This is a genomic window from Arthrobacter sp. Dra40 (assembly GCF_059091905.1).
Genome location: NZ_JBNHHB010000017.1, coordinates 52481 through 67956 on the forward strand (window position 1 = coordinate 52481; position 15476 = coordinate 67956).

Below are 15476 nucleotides of genomic sequence, written 5' to 3' on the forward strand. Positions count from 1 at the left end.
CATGGGACTGCAGAGTACGACGGCGGTGCCCGGCCCGGTGCCGGTTCTCGCCGAGGTGTGGGGCTGGCGGCATGCCGGCCGTAAATCACCGGCGGTCAGCGGGGCCAGCTTCAGCATTGCTCCGGGTGAGCGGGTCTTGTTGCTGGGTGCTTCCGGCGCCGGGAAGTCCACGCTGCTGCACGCCATGGCGGGCGTGCTGGGCGACGACGGGGAAGGCGAGGAAGCTGGGCGGCTGACCGTGGCCGGGCTGCGCCCCTCGGAGGCCCGAGGCCGGGCCGGGCTGGTGCTGCAGGATCCGGAAAGCCAGCTGGTGCTGGCCCGGGTGGGGGACGAGGTGGCCTTCGGGGCGGAGAACCTGTCCGTGCCGCGCGCAGAGATCTGGGGCCGGGTCCGCGAATCCCTGGCCGATGTTGGACTGGACGTGCCGTTGGACCATCCCACCGCGGCCCTCTCAGGCGGCCAGAAACAGCGGCTGGCTCTGGCCTCGGTGTTGGCCATGCGGCCGGGACTGCTGCTGCTGGACGAGCCGACCGCGAACCTGGACCCGGACGGCGTGCAGGAAGTGCGCGACGCGGTGGCCCGGGTGCTGGACCGGACCGGCGCCACCTTGGTGGTGGTCGAGCACCGGGTGGCAGTCTGGGCGGACGTGGTGGACCGGGTGATCGTGCTGGCGGCCGGAGGCGGCGTGTTGGCCGACGGCCCGCCGGACAAGGTGCTGGCCGAAAGCGCCACTCGCGCCCGGCTGGTCCAGGCCGGTGTCTGGGTTCCCGGACACACTCCCCGGCTCAAGCTGCCCGCCGCTCCGGCTCCCGGCGGCCCCTTGCTGCAGGCGGTGGGATTGGACGTGGCCCGAAGCCGGAAGACCGGGCCGGTGCTGCGCGGCGTGGACCTGGACCTGCACAGCGGACAAGCCCTGAGCATTACCGGGCCCAATGGTGCCGGCAAGTCGACGCTGGCCCTCACGCTGGGCGGCCTGCTGGCGCCCGCCCGGGGGGAGCTGTCCGCCACCCCTTCGCTGCACCGCGGCGCGGCGCCGTCCCCGGTGAAATGGAAGTCCGCCCAGCTGGTGGCCCGGATTGGCAGCGTGTTCCAGGAACCGGAACATCAGTTCCTGACCAGCACGGTGCTCGATGAGCTGGAGTTCGGTCCGCGGCGGGTGGCGAAGCTGCCCGAGGCGGAAGTCCGGCAGCGAGTGGACACCATCGCCGAACGGCTCCGGCTGACCCGGCTGCTGCGGGCCAACCCCTTTACGCTGTCCGGCGGCGAGAAGCGCCGGCTCTCGGTGGCCACCATGCTGGCGACCAGCCCGGACATCCTGCTGCTGGACGAGCCGACCTTCGGGCAGGACGCCAACACCTGGGCGGAACTGGTCACCCTGCTGGCCGAGCTGGTTGCCGACGGCAAAAGCGTGGTGTCGGTGACTCACGACGCCGATTTCACCGCGGCGCTCGGCGGTGCCGCCGTGCGCGTGGCCGGCGGCGGAGTCCGACCGGTGCAGACGCTTCGGAGGGCGGCATGAGCGTGGACCTGATGACTCCGCGGCTCGCCGCTTCGCCGTTCAGCCGCGCCAACCCGGTGTCCAAGCTGGCGGCCGTCGCCGTGATTACCGTGGTGGTCATGCTCAGCGTGGACTGGGTCAGTGCGTCGGTGGTGCTCGCGGCCGAGCTGCTGCTGATGCCGGTGCTGGGCGTGAACCCGTGGCTGCTGTTCAAGCGCGGCTGGCCCTTGCTGGCGGCGGCGGCCACCGGTGCCTGGGCCACGGCATTGCTGGCGGAGAAGACCGGGGCCGTGCTGTTCCAGCTCGGGCCGGTGGTGTTCACCGAGGACTCGGTGGCCGGCGGCATCGCCATCGGCCTGCGTTCGCTCGCCGTCGCCCTGCCGGGCATTTTCCTGCTGCTGACCACCGACCCCACGGATCTGGCCGACGCGCTGGCGCAGAAGCTGAAGCTGCCGCACCGGTTCGTGTTGGGGGCACTGGCCGCCATGCGGTTGGTCGGGCTGTTGGTGGAGGAATGGCGCACGCTGGGTCTGGCCCGCCGTGCCCGCGGGGTGGGCGCCGAAAACCGGCCCGTGGCCAAGGCCGGCGCGTTCGTAGGGCAGGCGTTCGGGCTGATTGTGCAGGCCATCCGGCGGGCCACCCGGCTGGCGGTGGCCATGGAAGCGCGCGGTTTTGGCGCGGGTCGGCGGACCTGGGCGCGTGAGTCCACCTACAGCACGGTGGACGTTTGGGTGCTGCTGGGCGGCGTGCTGATCGCCGGTGCCGCGGCCGCGGCAGCCGTGGCCGCCGGAACCTGGAACTTCATCTTCGTCTGAGCTTGAGCCGGACGGCGGCAGGGACCGGCGGACGCTACTCCCGGCTGCCTTCGGCCAGCAGCGCGGTCAGTTCCTCGGTTAACTCCGGCGACACCGGGATTTCCTTGCCGTCGATGCTCTTCACCGGTGCCAGCAGCCGGATGCTGGAGACCAGCCAGACGGCATCGGCCTCATAGAGGTCGTCCGGTTCCAAGGGCCCGTAGCCCAGCTGCCATCCGGCCGCGGCGGCCGCCTTGAACAGCACCGCCTGGGAGGTGCCCGGCAGGATGCCGCTCTCCAGCAGCGGCGTGACCAAAGTCCTGACGCCATCGCGCACCCGGGCCATCAGCACGGTGGAGGTGGGTCCTTCGAGGACGCGGCCGTCGCTGGACGTGAAGATGACGTCGTCGGCGTCGTTCTTGCGGGCATAGCGCAGGGCCGCCATGTTGACCGCGTAGGAGAGCGTCTTGGCGCCCATCAGCAACCACGGGGCACGTTCGGCCAGCGAGCTGTCATAGCCGCGGTCCAGCAGCAGCACCGAGATCCCGTCGGTGCGCTGGCGCTGTCCAGCCGACGGCGGCAGCGACGCTTGGACCCAGGCGGTGGGTGCGGCTGCGCCTTCCACGCCGCGGGTCACCATCAGTTTGATCACCAGCTCCTCGACGGGCGGGTGCTCCGCGATGGCCGTCTTGATCGCACGCTCCCACGCGTCGGCCGGTGGCAGCTGCAGATCCATGGTTTGGGCGGATGCCGCCAGCCGGTCCAGATGCGCCTGCACCTTGCGCGGTATGCCGTTCACGGCCAGCAGGGACTCGAAAATGCCGTCCCCGCGGGTGGCCCCCTGATCGGTGGCCATGAGCTGAGGCTGTGAAGCATCTGCGATGCGGCCCGCCTCGTAGGCAGGGTCCAAGAACACCAGAACTGTCATACGCCTAGCTTAGTTTGTCGCTGGCCGCCGGGTAGGCTGGGGAGGATTGCGCCGGCACACGGCGGGAGGGGAGGAGCAGCCGCGTGCTGTGGTCGTTTGCGGGGCTGGGCACATTCCCCGACTGGGTCGTCGTCATTCTCGGCGTGATCGACATGGCCATCCGCGTCATCGCCTTGGGTGTGATTCCCGGCAACCGCCGGCCCAACACCGCCATGGCCTGGCTGCTCGCCATTTTCTTCATCCCGCTGATCGGCCTGGCGCTGTTCTTCATGTTCGGCAGCTACCGGCTCTCGGAACGCCGGATCGCCAAGCAGGCGGAGGTCAACCGCCGTGTCTGGGCCGCCACCCACGATCTGGAGGAGCCCAGCAGCGAACGGGATGCACCGGCCTGGGTGCATTCGGCGGCCGAGCTGAACCGGCGGCTCGGCGCCTTCCCCATGGTGGACAGCAACCACGTGGAGCTGTACCCGGACTACGACGCGTCGATTGCCGCCATGACCGAGGCGGTGCGCGAGGCCCGCGAGTTCGTGAACATCGAGTTCTACATCATGAGCAGGGACGACACCACAGGCGAACTCTTTTCCGCGCTGGAAGAAGCCGCCGCCCGGGGCGTCCGCGTGCGCCTGTTGTTCGATCACATCGGAGCCCTCCGCGTGACCGGCTACCGCAAGTTCCGCCGCTGGCTGGACACCACCCAGATCGACTGGCGCCGTTCGCTGCCGGTGTTGCCGGTCCGCGGCCAGTGGCGCCGGATCGATCTGCGCAACCACCGCAAGATCCTGGTCGTGGACGGGCACGTGGCCTTCACCGGGTCGCAGAACCTGATCGAACCCGGCTACCGGCGCACCTCCAGCGAAAAGATCGGCCGCAAGTGGGTGGAGTTGATGGCGCGCTACGAGGGTCCCATCGTCACCGCGCTGAACGTCGTCTTCGCCACCGACTGGTTGAGCGAAACCGACGACATCCTCGAAGCGCAACTGTTCACTCCGGTTCCGATCCGCGAGCCCGGGCCGATGACTTGCCAGGCCTTGCCCAGCGGCCCCGGCTTCGTCACCGAGAACAACCTGCGCCTGTTCAACACGCTGATCTATGCGGCCGTCGAGCGGCTGTCCATCTGCAGCCCGTACTTCGTGCCTGATGATTCGCTGCTCTATGCCATTACGACGGCGGCGCAGCGCGGGGTCGAGGTGGAACTCTTCGTGTCCGAGGTGGGCGACCAAGCGCTGGTCCACCATGCCCAACAGTCCTACTATCAGGCTCTGCTGGAGGCCGGAGTACGGATCTACCGCTACCCGAGGCCGCTGGTGCTGCATGCCAAGCACTTCACGGTGGACAACGAAGTTGCCGTCATCGGCTCCAGCAACATGGACATGCGCTCCTTCTCGCTGAACCTGGAGGTCTCCGTGATGATGCTCGGCGACAACATCGTGGAGGAGCTGTCCGATATCCAGGACAGCTATCGGGCGATTTCCAAGGAGCTGACCCTTCAGGAGTGGAGGCAGCGGCCGCGATGGCAGCGCTACGTGGATAACGTGGCCCGGCTGACCGCCACCCTGCAGTAGCCGGGAGCGCTAGTCCGGGAACACCGCGCCCAGCGCCGAGAGCACTCCGAAGGCTTTGGCGCGCACCTCGTCCCACTCGTCGTCGGGCACGGAGTCTGCCGTGATTGCCCCGCCGACGCCGAGGCTGAGCCGGTTGCCGTCCATCACCAGCGTCCGGATCACCACGGACAGGTCCGCAGCGCCGTCCAGCGAAAAGTAGCCCACGGCGCCGGAATACACGCCGCGCGGTCCGGTCTCCAGCCGGTCCAGGATGTCCATGGTGCTGATCTTCGGCGCACCGGTCATCGAGCCCGCGGGAAAGGCCGCCGCCACGGCTTCGGCCCGAACGGCCCCGGGCAACAACTGTGCGTCAATGGTGGAGACCATCTGGTGCACGGTGGCGTAGGACTCGATGGCGCACAGCCGGCTGACCTGCAGCGAACCCGGTATGGCAAAGTGGCTCAGATCGTTCCGCAGCAAATCCACGATCATGATGTTTTCTGCCCGGTCTTTGACGCTGCCGGCGAGTTCCTGGACAACTGCCGCATCGGCGTCGGGATCTGCCAGGCGCCGCCGCGTGCCTTTGATTGGTTCGGCCCGCAGGCCGCCTTCGGCAGTAATGCTGAGGAACCGCTCGGGCGACGTGCTCGCCACGGTGAGTGTCCCGAACCGCAAGAGGCTGGCAAAAGGCGCGGGATTGCGACGGCGGAGGGCCAAGTAGGTGTCCAGCGGATCCAGCGGCTCCGCCGCGGTGGCGTGCAGCTGGGTGGTCAGACACACCTCGTAGGTGTTGCCCTCGCCGATTTCCGCCTGTGCTTCGCGGATCTTGGCCAGGTAGGCCTCGCGTGAGTCGCGCGGCTGGAAGACCAGGCCAGCGGGCGGCCGTGCGGGTTCCGGGGACGGGCCGGAAGCCCGCGGTAGGGCGTGGATGACTGCCGCAGTGCCGGCGATCCAATCGGCCGCTTCGCCCGTGCGGGACGGTCCGGCCAGGGCCAGCAGCCACGTGCACTGACGGACATGGTCGAGCAGGACGGCGCGGCCGGCGAACACCAGCGCGGCATCCGGGGAGTTGCCCTGGGTGTTGCCACTGTCCTGCGAGGTGTCCTGCACCCGGACGCCGGCGTCCCTGCCGCCGGTCTCACGTTTGAGCTCGTAGCCCAGATAACCCAGCCAGCCCAGGGCGAAGCCGCCGGGGACGTCCTCGGGAACGGTGGCCGGGCGGTGTCCCCAGGCGCCGTCCAGCCAGCGGAAGAACCCGCCGCTGATCCGCGCGGTCGTGTTGTGCTGGCTCACCAGCGTGGTGCCGCTCCGGTGCTCAGCCCACTGGCCGAAGCTGCCGCCGTCGTCGGCCATGATGCTGATCCGGTTCCGGTCGGCGGCCTCGTGGACGTTGGAACTGTCCAGCCAGACGCTGCGGACCGAGCCGGCGTACACGCGGCGGTAGGTCGCCTCGGCGTCCGGATAGGCATCCACGCGTTCCGCCAGCAGCCGGACGCCCTCGCGGGCCGCGCGCTCGGGGGCCAAGGCATGTTCAAGCGCCGGCAGCGAGGCCAGCGCCCGCAGGACCTGCTCGGGAGCGGCGCCGGCGGGACCGGAATCGACGACCACGTCGGCGGCACCAGCCACGTCGTCCCCGGCCAACCACGCCTCCTCCTGGGCCGCCCACATATCCCAGAACGGCTCGTACGTGGCACCGTCCCGGGACAAGGCCCGTCTCCGCCGGTCAACGGACGGAGCCTGCAGCCACACGACTGCATCGAGCAGGCCGCGGGCGGCGGCGTGCGCCGCCCCGACGCCCTCGAGGACCACCACGTCGGCGGGTTCCGTGGTGCGGGAGGCACCGTCGTCGTCCTTCGTCCAGTCCCAGGCGGTCCAGCGCGCGGGCTCCCCGGCCGCCAAGAGACGCAGCACCGTCTCCAGATAGCGCCGCTGTCCGCCGGCCAGGCCGTGCCATCCCGGATAGATGTCCTCCAGATGGAACAGCGAAACCGTGCGGTGCACCCGCAGCAGCGCCGCCAGTTCCACCGCCAGCGTGGTCTTGCCGGATCCGGAGCGTCCGTCGACGGCGATCAGGACCGGCCTAGCGGGCATCGAGTTCCTTGCGCACGAACTCGATGATTCCCTTCAACGCGGCGTCGATCATCCGCCAGCTGACGTCGAAATCGGAGGCCTCGCCGAACCACGGATCGTAGATCCCCTGATCCGACGGACCAAGATGACCGACCGCGGGGTCGAAGGAGCGCCACAGCCTGACTTTGTCCCGGGCGGCCTCGTTCGGTGCACCGTTCCGCAGTTGGTCATAGTGGTCCACGTCCAGGGCCAGGATGAGGTCGCGCTCGTCGTACCAGGCCGCCTCGAACTTGCGGGCCCGGTGGTCCAGCGCGCTGAGGCCGGACTGCTCCAGGCGCTGGCCGGCCCGCTGGTCGATCGGCCGTCCCAGCTCCCAGCCGGTGGTGCCGGCGGAGTCCACGCTGACCTGGCCGCCCAGTCCTGCTTCCTGGAGCGCACGGGCCAGCATCCGCTCGGCCATGGGGGAGCGGCAGATGTTTCCGGTGCAGACGGCGATGATGCGGTACATGTGTCGAGTCTATGAGAAGGCGGCTACAGGAAAGCCAGCATCAGGCCGACCGCGATGAAAAGCACACCGAAGGCCCTGTTCATCATGGTCAGTCCGCGCACCGTCCGCGTGAACCGCTGGAAAGACCGGGCCGCAGCGGCGAAGAAAAACCACATGACCAGAATGTCCACGGCCAGCACCGTGGCGATCAGGACCAGGTACTGCGGCAGCTGCGGCTGGTCCAGCCGGATGAAGCCGGGCATAAACGCCAAAAAGAAGACGATGGCCTTGGGGTTGAGCAGGTTGACCCACATGCCGCGCCGGAACATGGAGAAGGCCGGCTCGTCGCGGCGCGCCGCTTCGACCTCCGCGTTGCCTTTCGGCTGGGCAAGGAACTGGCGCAGGCCAAGATAAATCAGGTAGGCGGCACCGGCATACTTGATGGCGGCGAACAGGACCGGGGAGTTGGAGACCAGCAGGCCCAGGCCCAGCGCCACAATCGCCACGTGGATCACCAAGGCGGCCTGCTGGCCCAAGATGCCCCAGATGGACCGGCAGAAGCCGGCGTTGAGCGAGTTGCTCATGGTGTTGATGGCGCCGGCGCCCGGGGTGAAGCTAATCACTACCGTGGCGCCGAGCAGCGCCAGCCATAACGAGATTTGCACCAGATGATCCTACGGTGCGGGTCAGCACATCCTGTTCAGGCGCTCGACGAGGTTACGCGCCCGATTCCGGCGCCCTTTTCCAGTACCGCCATGGCCGCGTTGTGGCCGCCGAGGCCGCTGACCCCACCGCCGCGGCGGGCGCCGGCTCCACAGAGCAGGATCCGTTCATGGGCCGTGGCCACGCCCCAGCGCTGCGCCGGGGTGTCCAGTGGTTCGTCGTCTTCGGCGAACGGCCAGTCGAGGGGTCCGTGGAAGATGTTCCCGCCGGTGAGGTTCAGTGCATGTTCAAGATCGAGTGTGGTCTTGGTTTCGATGCATGGTTCTCCAAGGACGTCGCGCAGGATGCAGTCTTCGATCGGCTCGGCGAGCACTGAGTTGAGAGAGCCCAGCACGGCCTGCTGCAGCTGGGCGCGGGTTGCGTCGTTGTTCTCCTCGGTGAGCAGCCGGTGCGGGGTCTGCAGCGTAAACACGGTCAGGGTCTGGGCACCGGATGCCTGCAGCCCCGGCGAGAGGATGGACGGGTCGGTGAGGGAATGGCAGTAGATTTCCGCGGGCAGCGGATCCGGAATCCGGCCGGCGGCGCCTTCCGCGTAGGCCCGCTCCAGCTGTGAGTACAGCTCGTTGATATGGAAGGTTCCGCCGAAGGCCGCGTCCGGCGCCACGGCGCCCTCCCGCAGCTTCGGCAACCGGGACAACAAGAGGTTCACCTTGGCCTGCGCGCCCTCGGGCGGGGGAGCGGGCGGCGTGGCCGGTTGCGCGCCGCCGGCGGCCAGCAGGCCGTTGAGGACCGTAGGCGAGACGTTGGCGAGTACCCGCTTCGCGGAGACCACGACGTAGGTCCCGCCGTCGTCGTACCGCACCTCTCCTTCCGGAGTCACCGAGGTGGCCTCCGCCGAGGTGCGCAGTTCCGCACCGGCGCGGCGGGCGGCCGTTTCCAGTGCAGCGGTGACGGCGCCCATGCCGCCCTCGGGAACATCCCAGTCGCCGGTGCCGCCGCCGATCACGTGGTAGAGAAAGCATTTGTTCTGCTGCAGGTCGGCGTCCCGGGCGCTGGCAAACGTGCTGATCAGCGCGTCGGTGAGGACCACGCCGCGGACCAGGTCCGAGGCGAAAGTGCGCTCCAGGACGTCGCCGATCGGTGTTTCGATGAAGTCCTTCCACGACTCGTCATCGCCCAGCCGGCGGCGCAGGTCGGAGCGGCGGGCCAGCGGCTCGGTCACCGTTGGCCACACCGCCCGGGCCAGCCGGCCGGTGCGCTCGTAGAACTCGGTGAACGCGCCGAAGTCTGCCGCGGCGCCCACGGCGACGAAGGAGGAGCGGGTAGCCTCCGGGTCCTGGTTGTCCACCAACAGCCCGGTGGACGTGCCGGGCAGCGGAGTGTAGGACGAGTAGCGCCGGCGCAGCAGCCGCAGATCCAGGCCGAGGTCCTCGATGATGCGCCCTGGCAGCAGGCTGACCAGATACGAATACCGGGAAATACGAGCTCCGGTGCCGGGGAAGACTTCCGCCGAGACGGCGGCCCCGCCGAGCCGGTCTTCGCGCTCGAGCACCAGCACCTTCTGCCCGGCGCGGGCCAGATAGGCGGCGGCGACCAAACCGTTGTGGCCGCCGCCGATGACCACTACGTCATACTGTCCGCGCATGTCCGCCAGGTCCTGTCTGCTATTGGGGTCAGGGCTTGCGGGCCAGGATCTCGCCGTTGGGAATCAGGAACCAGGCATCCGGGGCCTCCGCCCAGGCCAGCCAGCCCCGCGCAATCCGCTCCAGCCCGGCCTGGTCCAGCAGCCCGCGTTCCAGGGCCTGTTCCGCGTAGGCCGAATGCAGGACGCGCTCGGACCACACATCGCCCTGCCAGCGGCGCTGTTCCTCGGTGGCGTACAGCCAATTGGACGACGACGGCGTGATCTCGCGGAAGCCTGCCGCCTGGGCCCAGGAAATCAGGTGCCGGCCGGCGTCCGGTTCCGCCCGGTTGCCCCGGGCGATCTGCTGGTAGGTATCCATCCATTCGCTGAGTTCGGGCAGTTCCGGGTACCAGCTCATGCCGTGAAAATCGGCGTCGCGCACGGCCACGATGCCGCCGGGCTTGACCACCCGCCGCATCTCGTACAGTGCGGCCACCGGGTCCGTCAGGTGCTGCAGGACCTGGTGGGCGTGGACCACGTCGAAGGTGTCGTCGTCGAACTCAAGGTCGTAGATGTTGCCGCTGACGAACGTGGCGTTCTCGATGCCGCGCAGCGCCGCGAGTTCGGCCGCCTGGGTCAGCACGTCGTCGGACCGGTCCAGGCCGATGACCTGCCCGGGAGCCACCCGCTCGGCCAGATCAACGGTGATGCTGCCGGGCCCGCAGCCCACGTCCAGCAGCATCATGCCGGGCTTGAGTTCGGGCAGAAGATAGGCTGCGCAGTCCTCTGCGGTGCGGATCGCATGGGCGTTGACCACGCTCTTGTGGTGGCCGTGGGAGTAGACCTCGTCCTTCATAGTGGGAGACTACTCTGCGGCCCTGCCGCCACGTAGCTGCCGTGCCGGAATGTTGCGCTATTTGTCGACGCCGGGGGTCCCTGTCGCCGCCGCCTCGTTGCCAGGGTCCGTGTCGCCGCCAGGGTTCCCCGCGCCGCCCGGGTCCGCGCCGCCGGCGGGGTCCCCGTCGCGGCCGGCGACCTCTTTGCAGGCAGCCGACGTGGCGGTGATGATGTCGGCCAGGAAGCCGGCGAGCCGCTGACGGTCCTCCGCCGGATAGCCGTCCAGCACCTGGCCGATGTTCCGGGCCAGCGGGGCGAACATCGCGCCCCCGGTGGCGCGCGCCTTGTCCGTCAGCTCCAGATACACCTTGCGGCGGTCCGTGTCGCTGCGGGTGCGATTGACGTGCCCGGAGCGGTCCAGTCGGTCGACCAAGGCAGTGGTCGCGGGAGAGCTGAGGTGGAGTTCGGTCCGCAGCAGGCCGGGAGTCACGGTGCGGCCGGCCGCGGCGGCCCGGACCATTGCCGCGAGGGCGTTGAGGTCGGTGCGGTGCAGGGCATCCCGCTCGCTGACCGCTTCAACGTAGCGCTCGCTCTCGACGACGAACTGCTGCAACAGCAGCATCAGCCGGTCTGTGCGTTGTTCCACGTGCCCTCCTTCCATCAACCCATCAACAGGATAGTTCACCGAGGGTTTATCTCTACTGTGGAACTACTCTATAGTGGAGCTTGTTTCGCTGCCGAGATTCCGAAGGACCGATCGCCATGGCCCGCTGGTTCAGAATGCTCCTTCCCGCCCTGGTGGTAGTGGCCTGGTTGGCTGCCGCCGGCCTCGGCGGGCCGACTTTCGGCAAGCTCTCCGACGTCTCCACCAACGATCAGGCGGGGTTCCTGCCGGCCAGCGCCGAGTCCACCGATGCGGGCGAATGGCAGGAGCGCTTCCGCGACTCCGACGCCGTGCCGGCCATCGCCGTCGTCGAATTCGATGAGCCGATCCAGCCGCAGCAGTTGGCCGGCTACGCCCCGCTGGCCGAACGACTGGCGGAGGCCGCCGGTCTGGACAGCGGCGGTGCCAATCAGGTGGTGGGGCCGATCCCGTCTGAGGACTTCCAGGCGGTGCAGTTCATCGTGCCGGTGCCGGAGGACCTGGACGCCGGCGAAGTGGTCACCGAACTGCGCGCGGTGCTGGCGGCCGAGCTGCCGGAGTCCGCCACCGGCTACGTGACCGGCCCGGCCGGGTTCATCGCCGACCTGGTGGAGGCCTTCGGCGGCATTGACGGATTGCTGCTGGGAGTGGCGCTGGGTGCCGTGTTCGTGATCCTGCTGCTGGTCTACCGCGCGATCCTGCTGCCGTTCTTGGTGCTGCTGACCTCCGTGTTCGCGCTCTGCGCGGCCATCCTGGTGGTGTACTGGTTCGCCCTGCAGGGCTGGATCCAGCTCAGCGGCCAGAGCCAGGGCATCCTGTCCATCCTGGTGATCGGCGCCGCCACCGACTACGCCTTGTTGCTGACCGCCCGGTATCGCGAGGCGCTGGGGGAGCAGGAATCGAAGTGGGCGACGATGAAGACCGCCTACCGCGGCGCGGTCGAACCGATTGCCGCTTCCGGTGCCACCGTGATCCTGGCGCTGCTGTGCCTGCTGTTCTCCGATCTGAATTCCAACCGCAGCCTGGGCCCGATCGCCGCCATCGGCATTGTGTTCGCGGTGCTGGCGGCGCTGACGTTCCTGCCCTCGGTCCTGCTGTTGACCGGCCGCAGCGCCTTTTGGCCCATCGTGCCCCGTCCGGGACATCACGCCCGCGTCGCCCCATCCCAAAACCCGGTGGCCGGAACCGAGGGCCTGCGCGGGTTGTGGCTCCGGGTGGCCAATCTGGTGGCACGGATGCCCCGTGCCACCTGGCTGGTGTCGGTGCTGCTGTTGGCCGCGGGGGCGCTGGGTGTGCTGCAGCTGCAGGCGCACGGTGTCCCGCAATCGGAGCTGGTCCTGGTGAAGACGGACTCGGCGGACGGGCAGGACGCCTTGGTCCGGCATTTCGACGCCGGCGCCGGCAGCCCGGCGGTCGTGGTCACCGACAGCAGCAAGCGGGACCGGGTGCTGGGCGTGGTCCGCGGCGAGGACGGGGTCGCCTCCGCCGAATTCTTCACCCGCGACGACCAGGTGGTGGAGCTCGACGGCCGGGTGATGATCAACGCCACGCTGCAGGATGTGCCGGACTCCGACGCGGCCGGGGCCACGGTGGCCGACCTGCGCACCGCGCTGGATGCGGCCGATCCACAGGCCTTGGTTGGCGGCGTCACGGCGGTAGCGCTGGACACGAACGTCACCGCGCAGGCCGACCTGCTGAAGATCACGCCGATGGTGCTCGGCGTCACCCTGGTCATCCTGATCTTGCTGCTGCGCTCCATCCTGGCGCCGGTGCTGCTGGTCCTGTCCGTGGCGCTGTCCTACCTGACCGCGCTGGGCGTCTCCGCGCTGGTCTTCAACCATGTCTTCGGGTTCCCCGGGGCGGATGCCACGGTGCCGCTGTACGGCTTCGTTTTCCTGGTGGCGCTGGGGATCGACTACAACATCTTCCTGATGACCCGCGTGCGCGAAGAATCGCTGCGGCTGGGCACCCGGCCCGGCATCCTGCGCGGCTTGGGCTCCACCGGCGGCGTCATCACCTCGGCCGGCGTGGTGCTGGCTGCCACCTTTGCCGCCCTCGGCGTCATCCCGATTCTGTTCCTGGGCCAGCTCGCGTTCATCGTGGCCTTCGGCGTCCTGCTGGACACGGTGCTGGTGCGTTCGCTGCTGATCCCGGCGCTGTCGTACGACGTCGGACCGAATATCTGGTGGCCGTCCAAGCTCGCCCGAAAGGAGTCGCGGGAACGCGAGTTGGTGGGAGCGGGCAGCGGGCATACCGCGGGCTGACTATAGCGGGGCGCCGGGCTCACGGCACTCGGCGGGGGCGAGGGTAACCATCAGCGGCCCCCGCCGTCGTCGCTCGGCGCCCCCAAAGTTGAGCGCAGTACGCTCAACTTGATTGACAAAGCCGCGGGCCTGAGTAAACTTGAGTGCAGAAGGCTCAACAGCCGCCGTTCCCCGGCGGCGGCCGTCGGTTCAGTTCCGACGACCGGGCCGCCACAGTGAACAAGGCCGCGGTTGCGGCCGCAAAGGAAGGACACGCGTATGTCTCGTGCAGTAGGTATCGACCTCGGAACCACCAACTCCGTTGTCTCTGTTCTGGAGGGTGGCGAACCCACCGTCATCGCCAACGCCGAGGGTGGCCGCACCACTCCGTCCGTTGTCGCTTTTTCCAAGTCCGGCGAGGTGTTGGTCGGCGAGATCGCCAAGCGCCAGGCCGTGAACAACATCGAGCGCACCATCACCTCGGTCAAGCGCCACATGGGCACCGACTGGAAGGTCGAGATCGACGGCAAGAACTACACCGCTCAGGAAATCTCGGCCCGTGTGCTGCAGAAGCTCAAGCACGACGCCGAGTCCTACCTGGGCGAGAAGGTCACCGACGCGGTGATCACCGTGCCGGCGTACTTCAACGACGCCGAGCGCCAGTCCACCAAGGAAGCCGGCGAAATTGCCGGCCTGAACGTCCTGCGCATTGTCAACGAGCCGACCGCCGCCGCGCTGGCCTACGGCCTGGACAAGGGCAAGGAAGACGAACTCATCCTGGTCTTCGACCTCGGCGGCGGCACCTTCGACGTGTCCCTGCTGGAAGTCGGCAAGGACGAGGATGACTTCTCCACCATCCAGGTCCGCGCCACGTCGGGCGACAACCGCCTCGGCGGCGACGACTGGGACCAGCGCGTGGTGGATTTCCTGCTGCAGCAGGCCAAGGCCAAGGGCGCCGACCTGTCCAAGGACAAGATCGCCCTGCAGCGCCTGAAGGAAGCAGCCGAGCAGGCCAAGAAGGAACTCTCCTCCGCCTCCTCCACCAATATCTCGCTGCAGTACCTCTCGGTCACCCCGGAGGGCCCGGTGCACCTGGACGAGCACCTCAGCCGTGCGAAGTTCCAGGACCTGACCAAGGACCTGCTGGACCGGACCAAGAAGCCGTTCCACGACGTCATCAAGGAAGCCGGTATCAAGGTTTCCGACATCGACCACATTGTCCTGGTGGGCGGCTCCACCCGGATGCCGGCAGTCGTCGACCTGGTCAAGGAAATGGCCGGTGGCAAGGAGCCGAACAAGGGCGTGAACCCGGACGAGGTCGTGGCCGTGGGCGCGGCCCTGCAGGCCGGCGTCCTGAAGGGCGAGCGCAAGGACGTGCTACTGATCGACGTCACCCCGCTGTCGCTGGGCATCGAGACCAAGGGCGGCATTATGACGCACCTGATCGAGCGCAACACGGCGATCCCGACCAAGCGGTCCGAGACCTTCACGACAGCTGACGACAACCAGCCGTCCGTGGCCATCCAGGTCTTCCAGGGCGAGCGCGAGTTCACCCGCGACAACAAGCCCCTGGGTACCTTCGAGCTGACCGGTATCGCCCCGGCTCCGCGCGGAGTGCCGCAGGTCGAGGTCACCTTCGACATCGACGCCAACGGTATTGTGCACGTCTCCGCCAAGGACAAGGGCACCGGTGCCGAGCAGTCGATGACCATCACCGGAGGCACCGCGCTGTCCAAGGATGACATCGACCGCATGGTCCGCGAAGCGGAAGAGCACGCCGCCGAGGACAAGAAGCGCCGCGAGGCCGCCGACGTCCGCAACTCGGCCGAGCAGTTGGCCTACTCCGTGGACAAGCTGCTCGCCGACAACGACGACAAGCTGCCGGCAGAGGTCAAGACCGAGGTCAAGGCCGACGTCGACGCCCTGAAGTCCGCCCTGGAAAAGCAGGACAACGACGACGAGGTCAAGGCCGCGTTCGAGAAGCTCCAGACGTCCCAGACCAAGCTGGGCGAGGCCATCTACTCGCAGGCCCAGTCCGGCGCAGCCGGTGCCGACGGCGCTCCCGCCGGTGAGGGTGCCTCCCAGGCCGGCGCCGACGAGGACATCGTGGACGCCGAAGTGGTCGACGAAGAAGACGAGAAGAAGTAA

General features: G+C 68.5%; 12 protein-coding genes. 5 read left to right on the forward strand and 7 right to left on the reverse strand.

Going from position 1 to position 15476, the window contains the following annotated elements:
* Nucleotide 1 precedes the first annotated feature (1 nt).
* Together AC5RWT_RS10635 and AC5RWT_RS10640 are read left to right on the forward strand one after the other, a co-directional pair.
* Entirely contained in the window at nt 2-1519 is a 1518-nt protein-coding gene (locus AC5RWT_RS10635) for an ABC transporter ATP-binding protein (protein WP_494080185.1), read from the forward strand.
* Nucleotides 1516-2313, forward strand: a complete 798-nt coding sequence (locus tag AC5RWT_RS10640) for an energy-coupling factor transporter transmembrane component T family protein (RefSeq protein ID WP_494080186.1) — start codon at nt 1516-1518, stop codon at nt 2311-2313. The genes AC5RWT_RS10635 and AC5RWT_RS10640 overlap by 4 nt, the downstream gene beginning before the upstream one ends.
* 34 nt (nt 2314-2347) lie before the next feature.
* On the opposite strand, the gene AC5RWT_RS10645 is transcribed toward AC5RWT_RS10640, so the two are convergent.
* Nucleotides 2348-3220: an aminodeoxychorismate lyase gene (locus tag AC5RWT_RS10645; protein WP_494080187.1), complete on the reverse strand. Its 873-nt coding sequence runs from the start codon at nt 3218-3220 to the stop codon at nt 2348-2350.
* A gap of 83 nt (nt 3221-3303) precedes the next feature.
* Here AC5RWT_RS10645 and cls point away from each other — a divergent pair, with 83 nt between their 5' ends.
* Entirely contained in the window at nt 3304-4782 is a 1479-nt protein-coding gene (gene cls, locus AC5RWT_RS10650; protein ID WP_494080188.1) for a cardiolipin synthase, read from the forward strand.
* Nucleotides 4783-4791: 9 nt separating this feature from the next.
* On the opposite strand, the gene pabB is transcribed toward cls, so the two are convergent.
* The 6 genes from pabB to AC5RWT_RS10680 are packed head-to-tail and all read right to left on the reverse strand — an operon-like array spanning nt 4792 to nt 11088.
* Nucleotides 4792-6852 (reverse strand): aminodeoxychorismate synthase component I, encoded by a 2061-nt coding sequence (gene pabB / locus AC5RWT_RS10655; RefSeq protein ID WP_494080189.1) that lies wholly within the window; start codon nt 6850-6852, stop codon nt 4792-4794.
* A complete protein-coding gene (locus AC5RWT_RS10660; RefSeq protein ID WP_494080190.1) occupies nt 6842-7339 on the reverse strand; it encodes a low molecular weight protein-tyrosine-phosphatase in 498 nt (165 codons plus the stop codon). The genes pabB and AC5RWT_RS10660 overlap by 11 nt, the downstream gene beginning before the upstream one ends.
* Before the next feature lie 23 nt (nt 7340-7362).
* The gene (locus tag AC5RWT_RS10665) at nt 7363-7983 is read right to left on the reverse strand and encodes a LysE family transporter (RefSeq protein WP_494080191.1); all 621 of its coding nucleotides are present in this window, start codon (nt 7981-7983) and stop codon (nt 7363-7365) included.
* Between the two features lie 35 nt (nt 7984-8018).
* A complete protein-coding gene (locus tag AC5RWT_RS10670; protein ID WP_494080192.1) occupies nt 8019-9626 on the reverse strand; it encodes a phytoene desaturase family protein in 1608 nt (535 codons plus the stop codon).
* A 28-nt stretch (nt 9627-9654) separates the two neighbouring features.
* A complete protein-coding gene (locus AC5RWT_RS10675) occupies nt 9655-10461 on the reverse strand; it encodes a class I SAM-dependent methyltransferase (RefSeq protein WP_494042762.1) in 807 nt (268 codons plus the stop codon).
* Between the two features lie 57 nt (nt 10462-10518).
* A complete protein-coding gene (locus AC5RWT_RS10680; protein WP_494080193.1) occupies nt 10519-11088 on the reverse strand; it encodes a MarR family winged helix-turn-helix transcriptional regulator in 570 nt (189 codons plus the stop codon).
* A gap of 116 nt (nt 11089-11204) precedes the next feature.
* Between AC5RWT_RS10680 and AC5RWT_RS10685 the strand changes: the two genes are divergently transcribed.
* On the forward strand, nt 11205-13349 hold the full coding sequence (locus AC5RWT_RS10685; RefSeq protein ID WP_494080194.1) for an MMPL family transporter: 2145 nt from the start codon (nt 11205-11207) through the stop codon (nt 13347-13349).
* A gap of 258 nt (nt 13350-13607) precedes the next feature.
* Nucleotides 13608-15476 (forward strand): molecular chaperone DnaK, encoded by a 1869-nt coding sequence (gene dnaK, locus AC5RWT_RS10690; RefSeq protein WP_494080195.1) that lies wholly within the window; start codon nt 13608-13610, stop codon nt 15474-15476.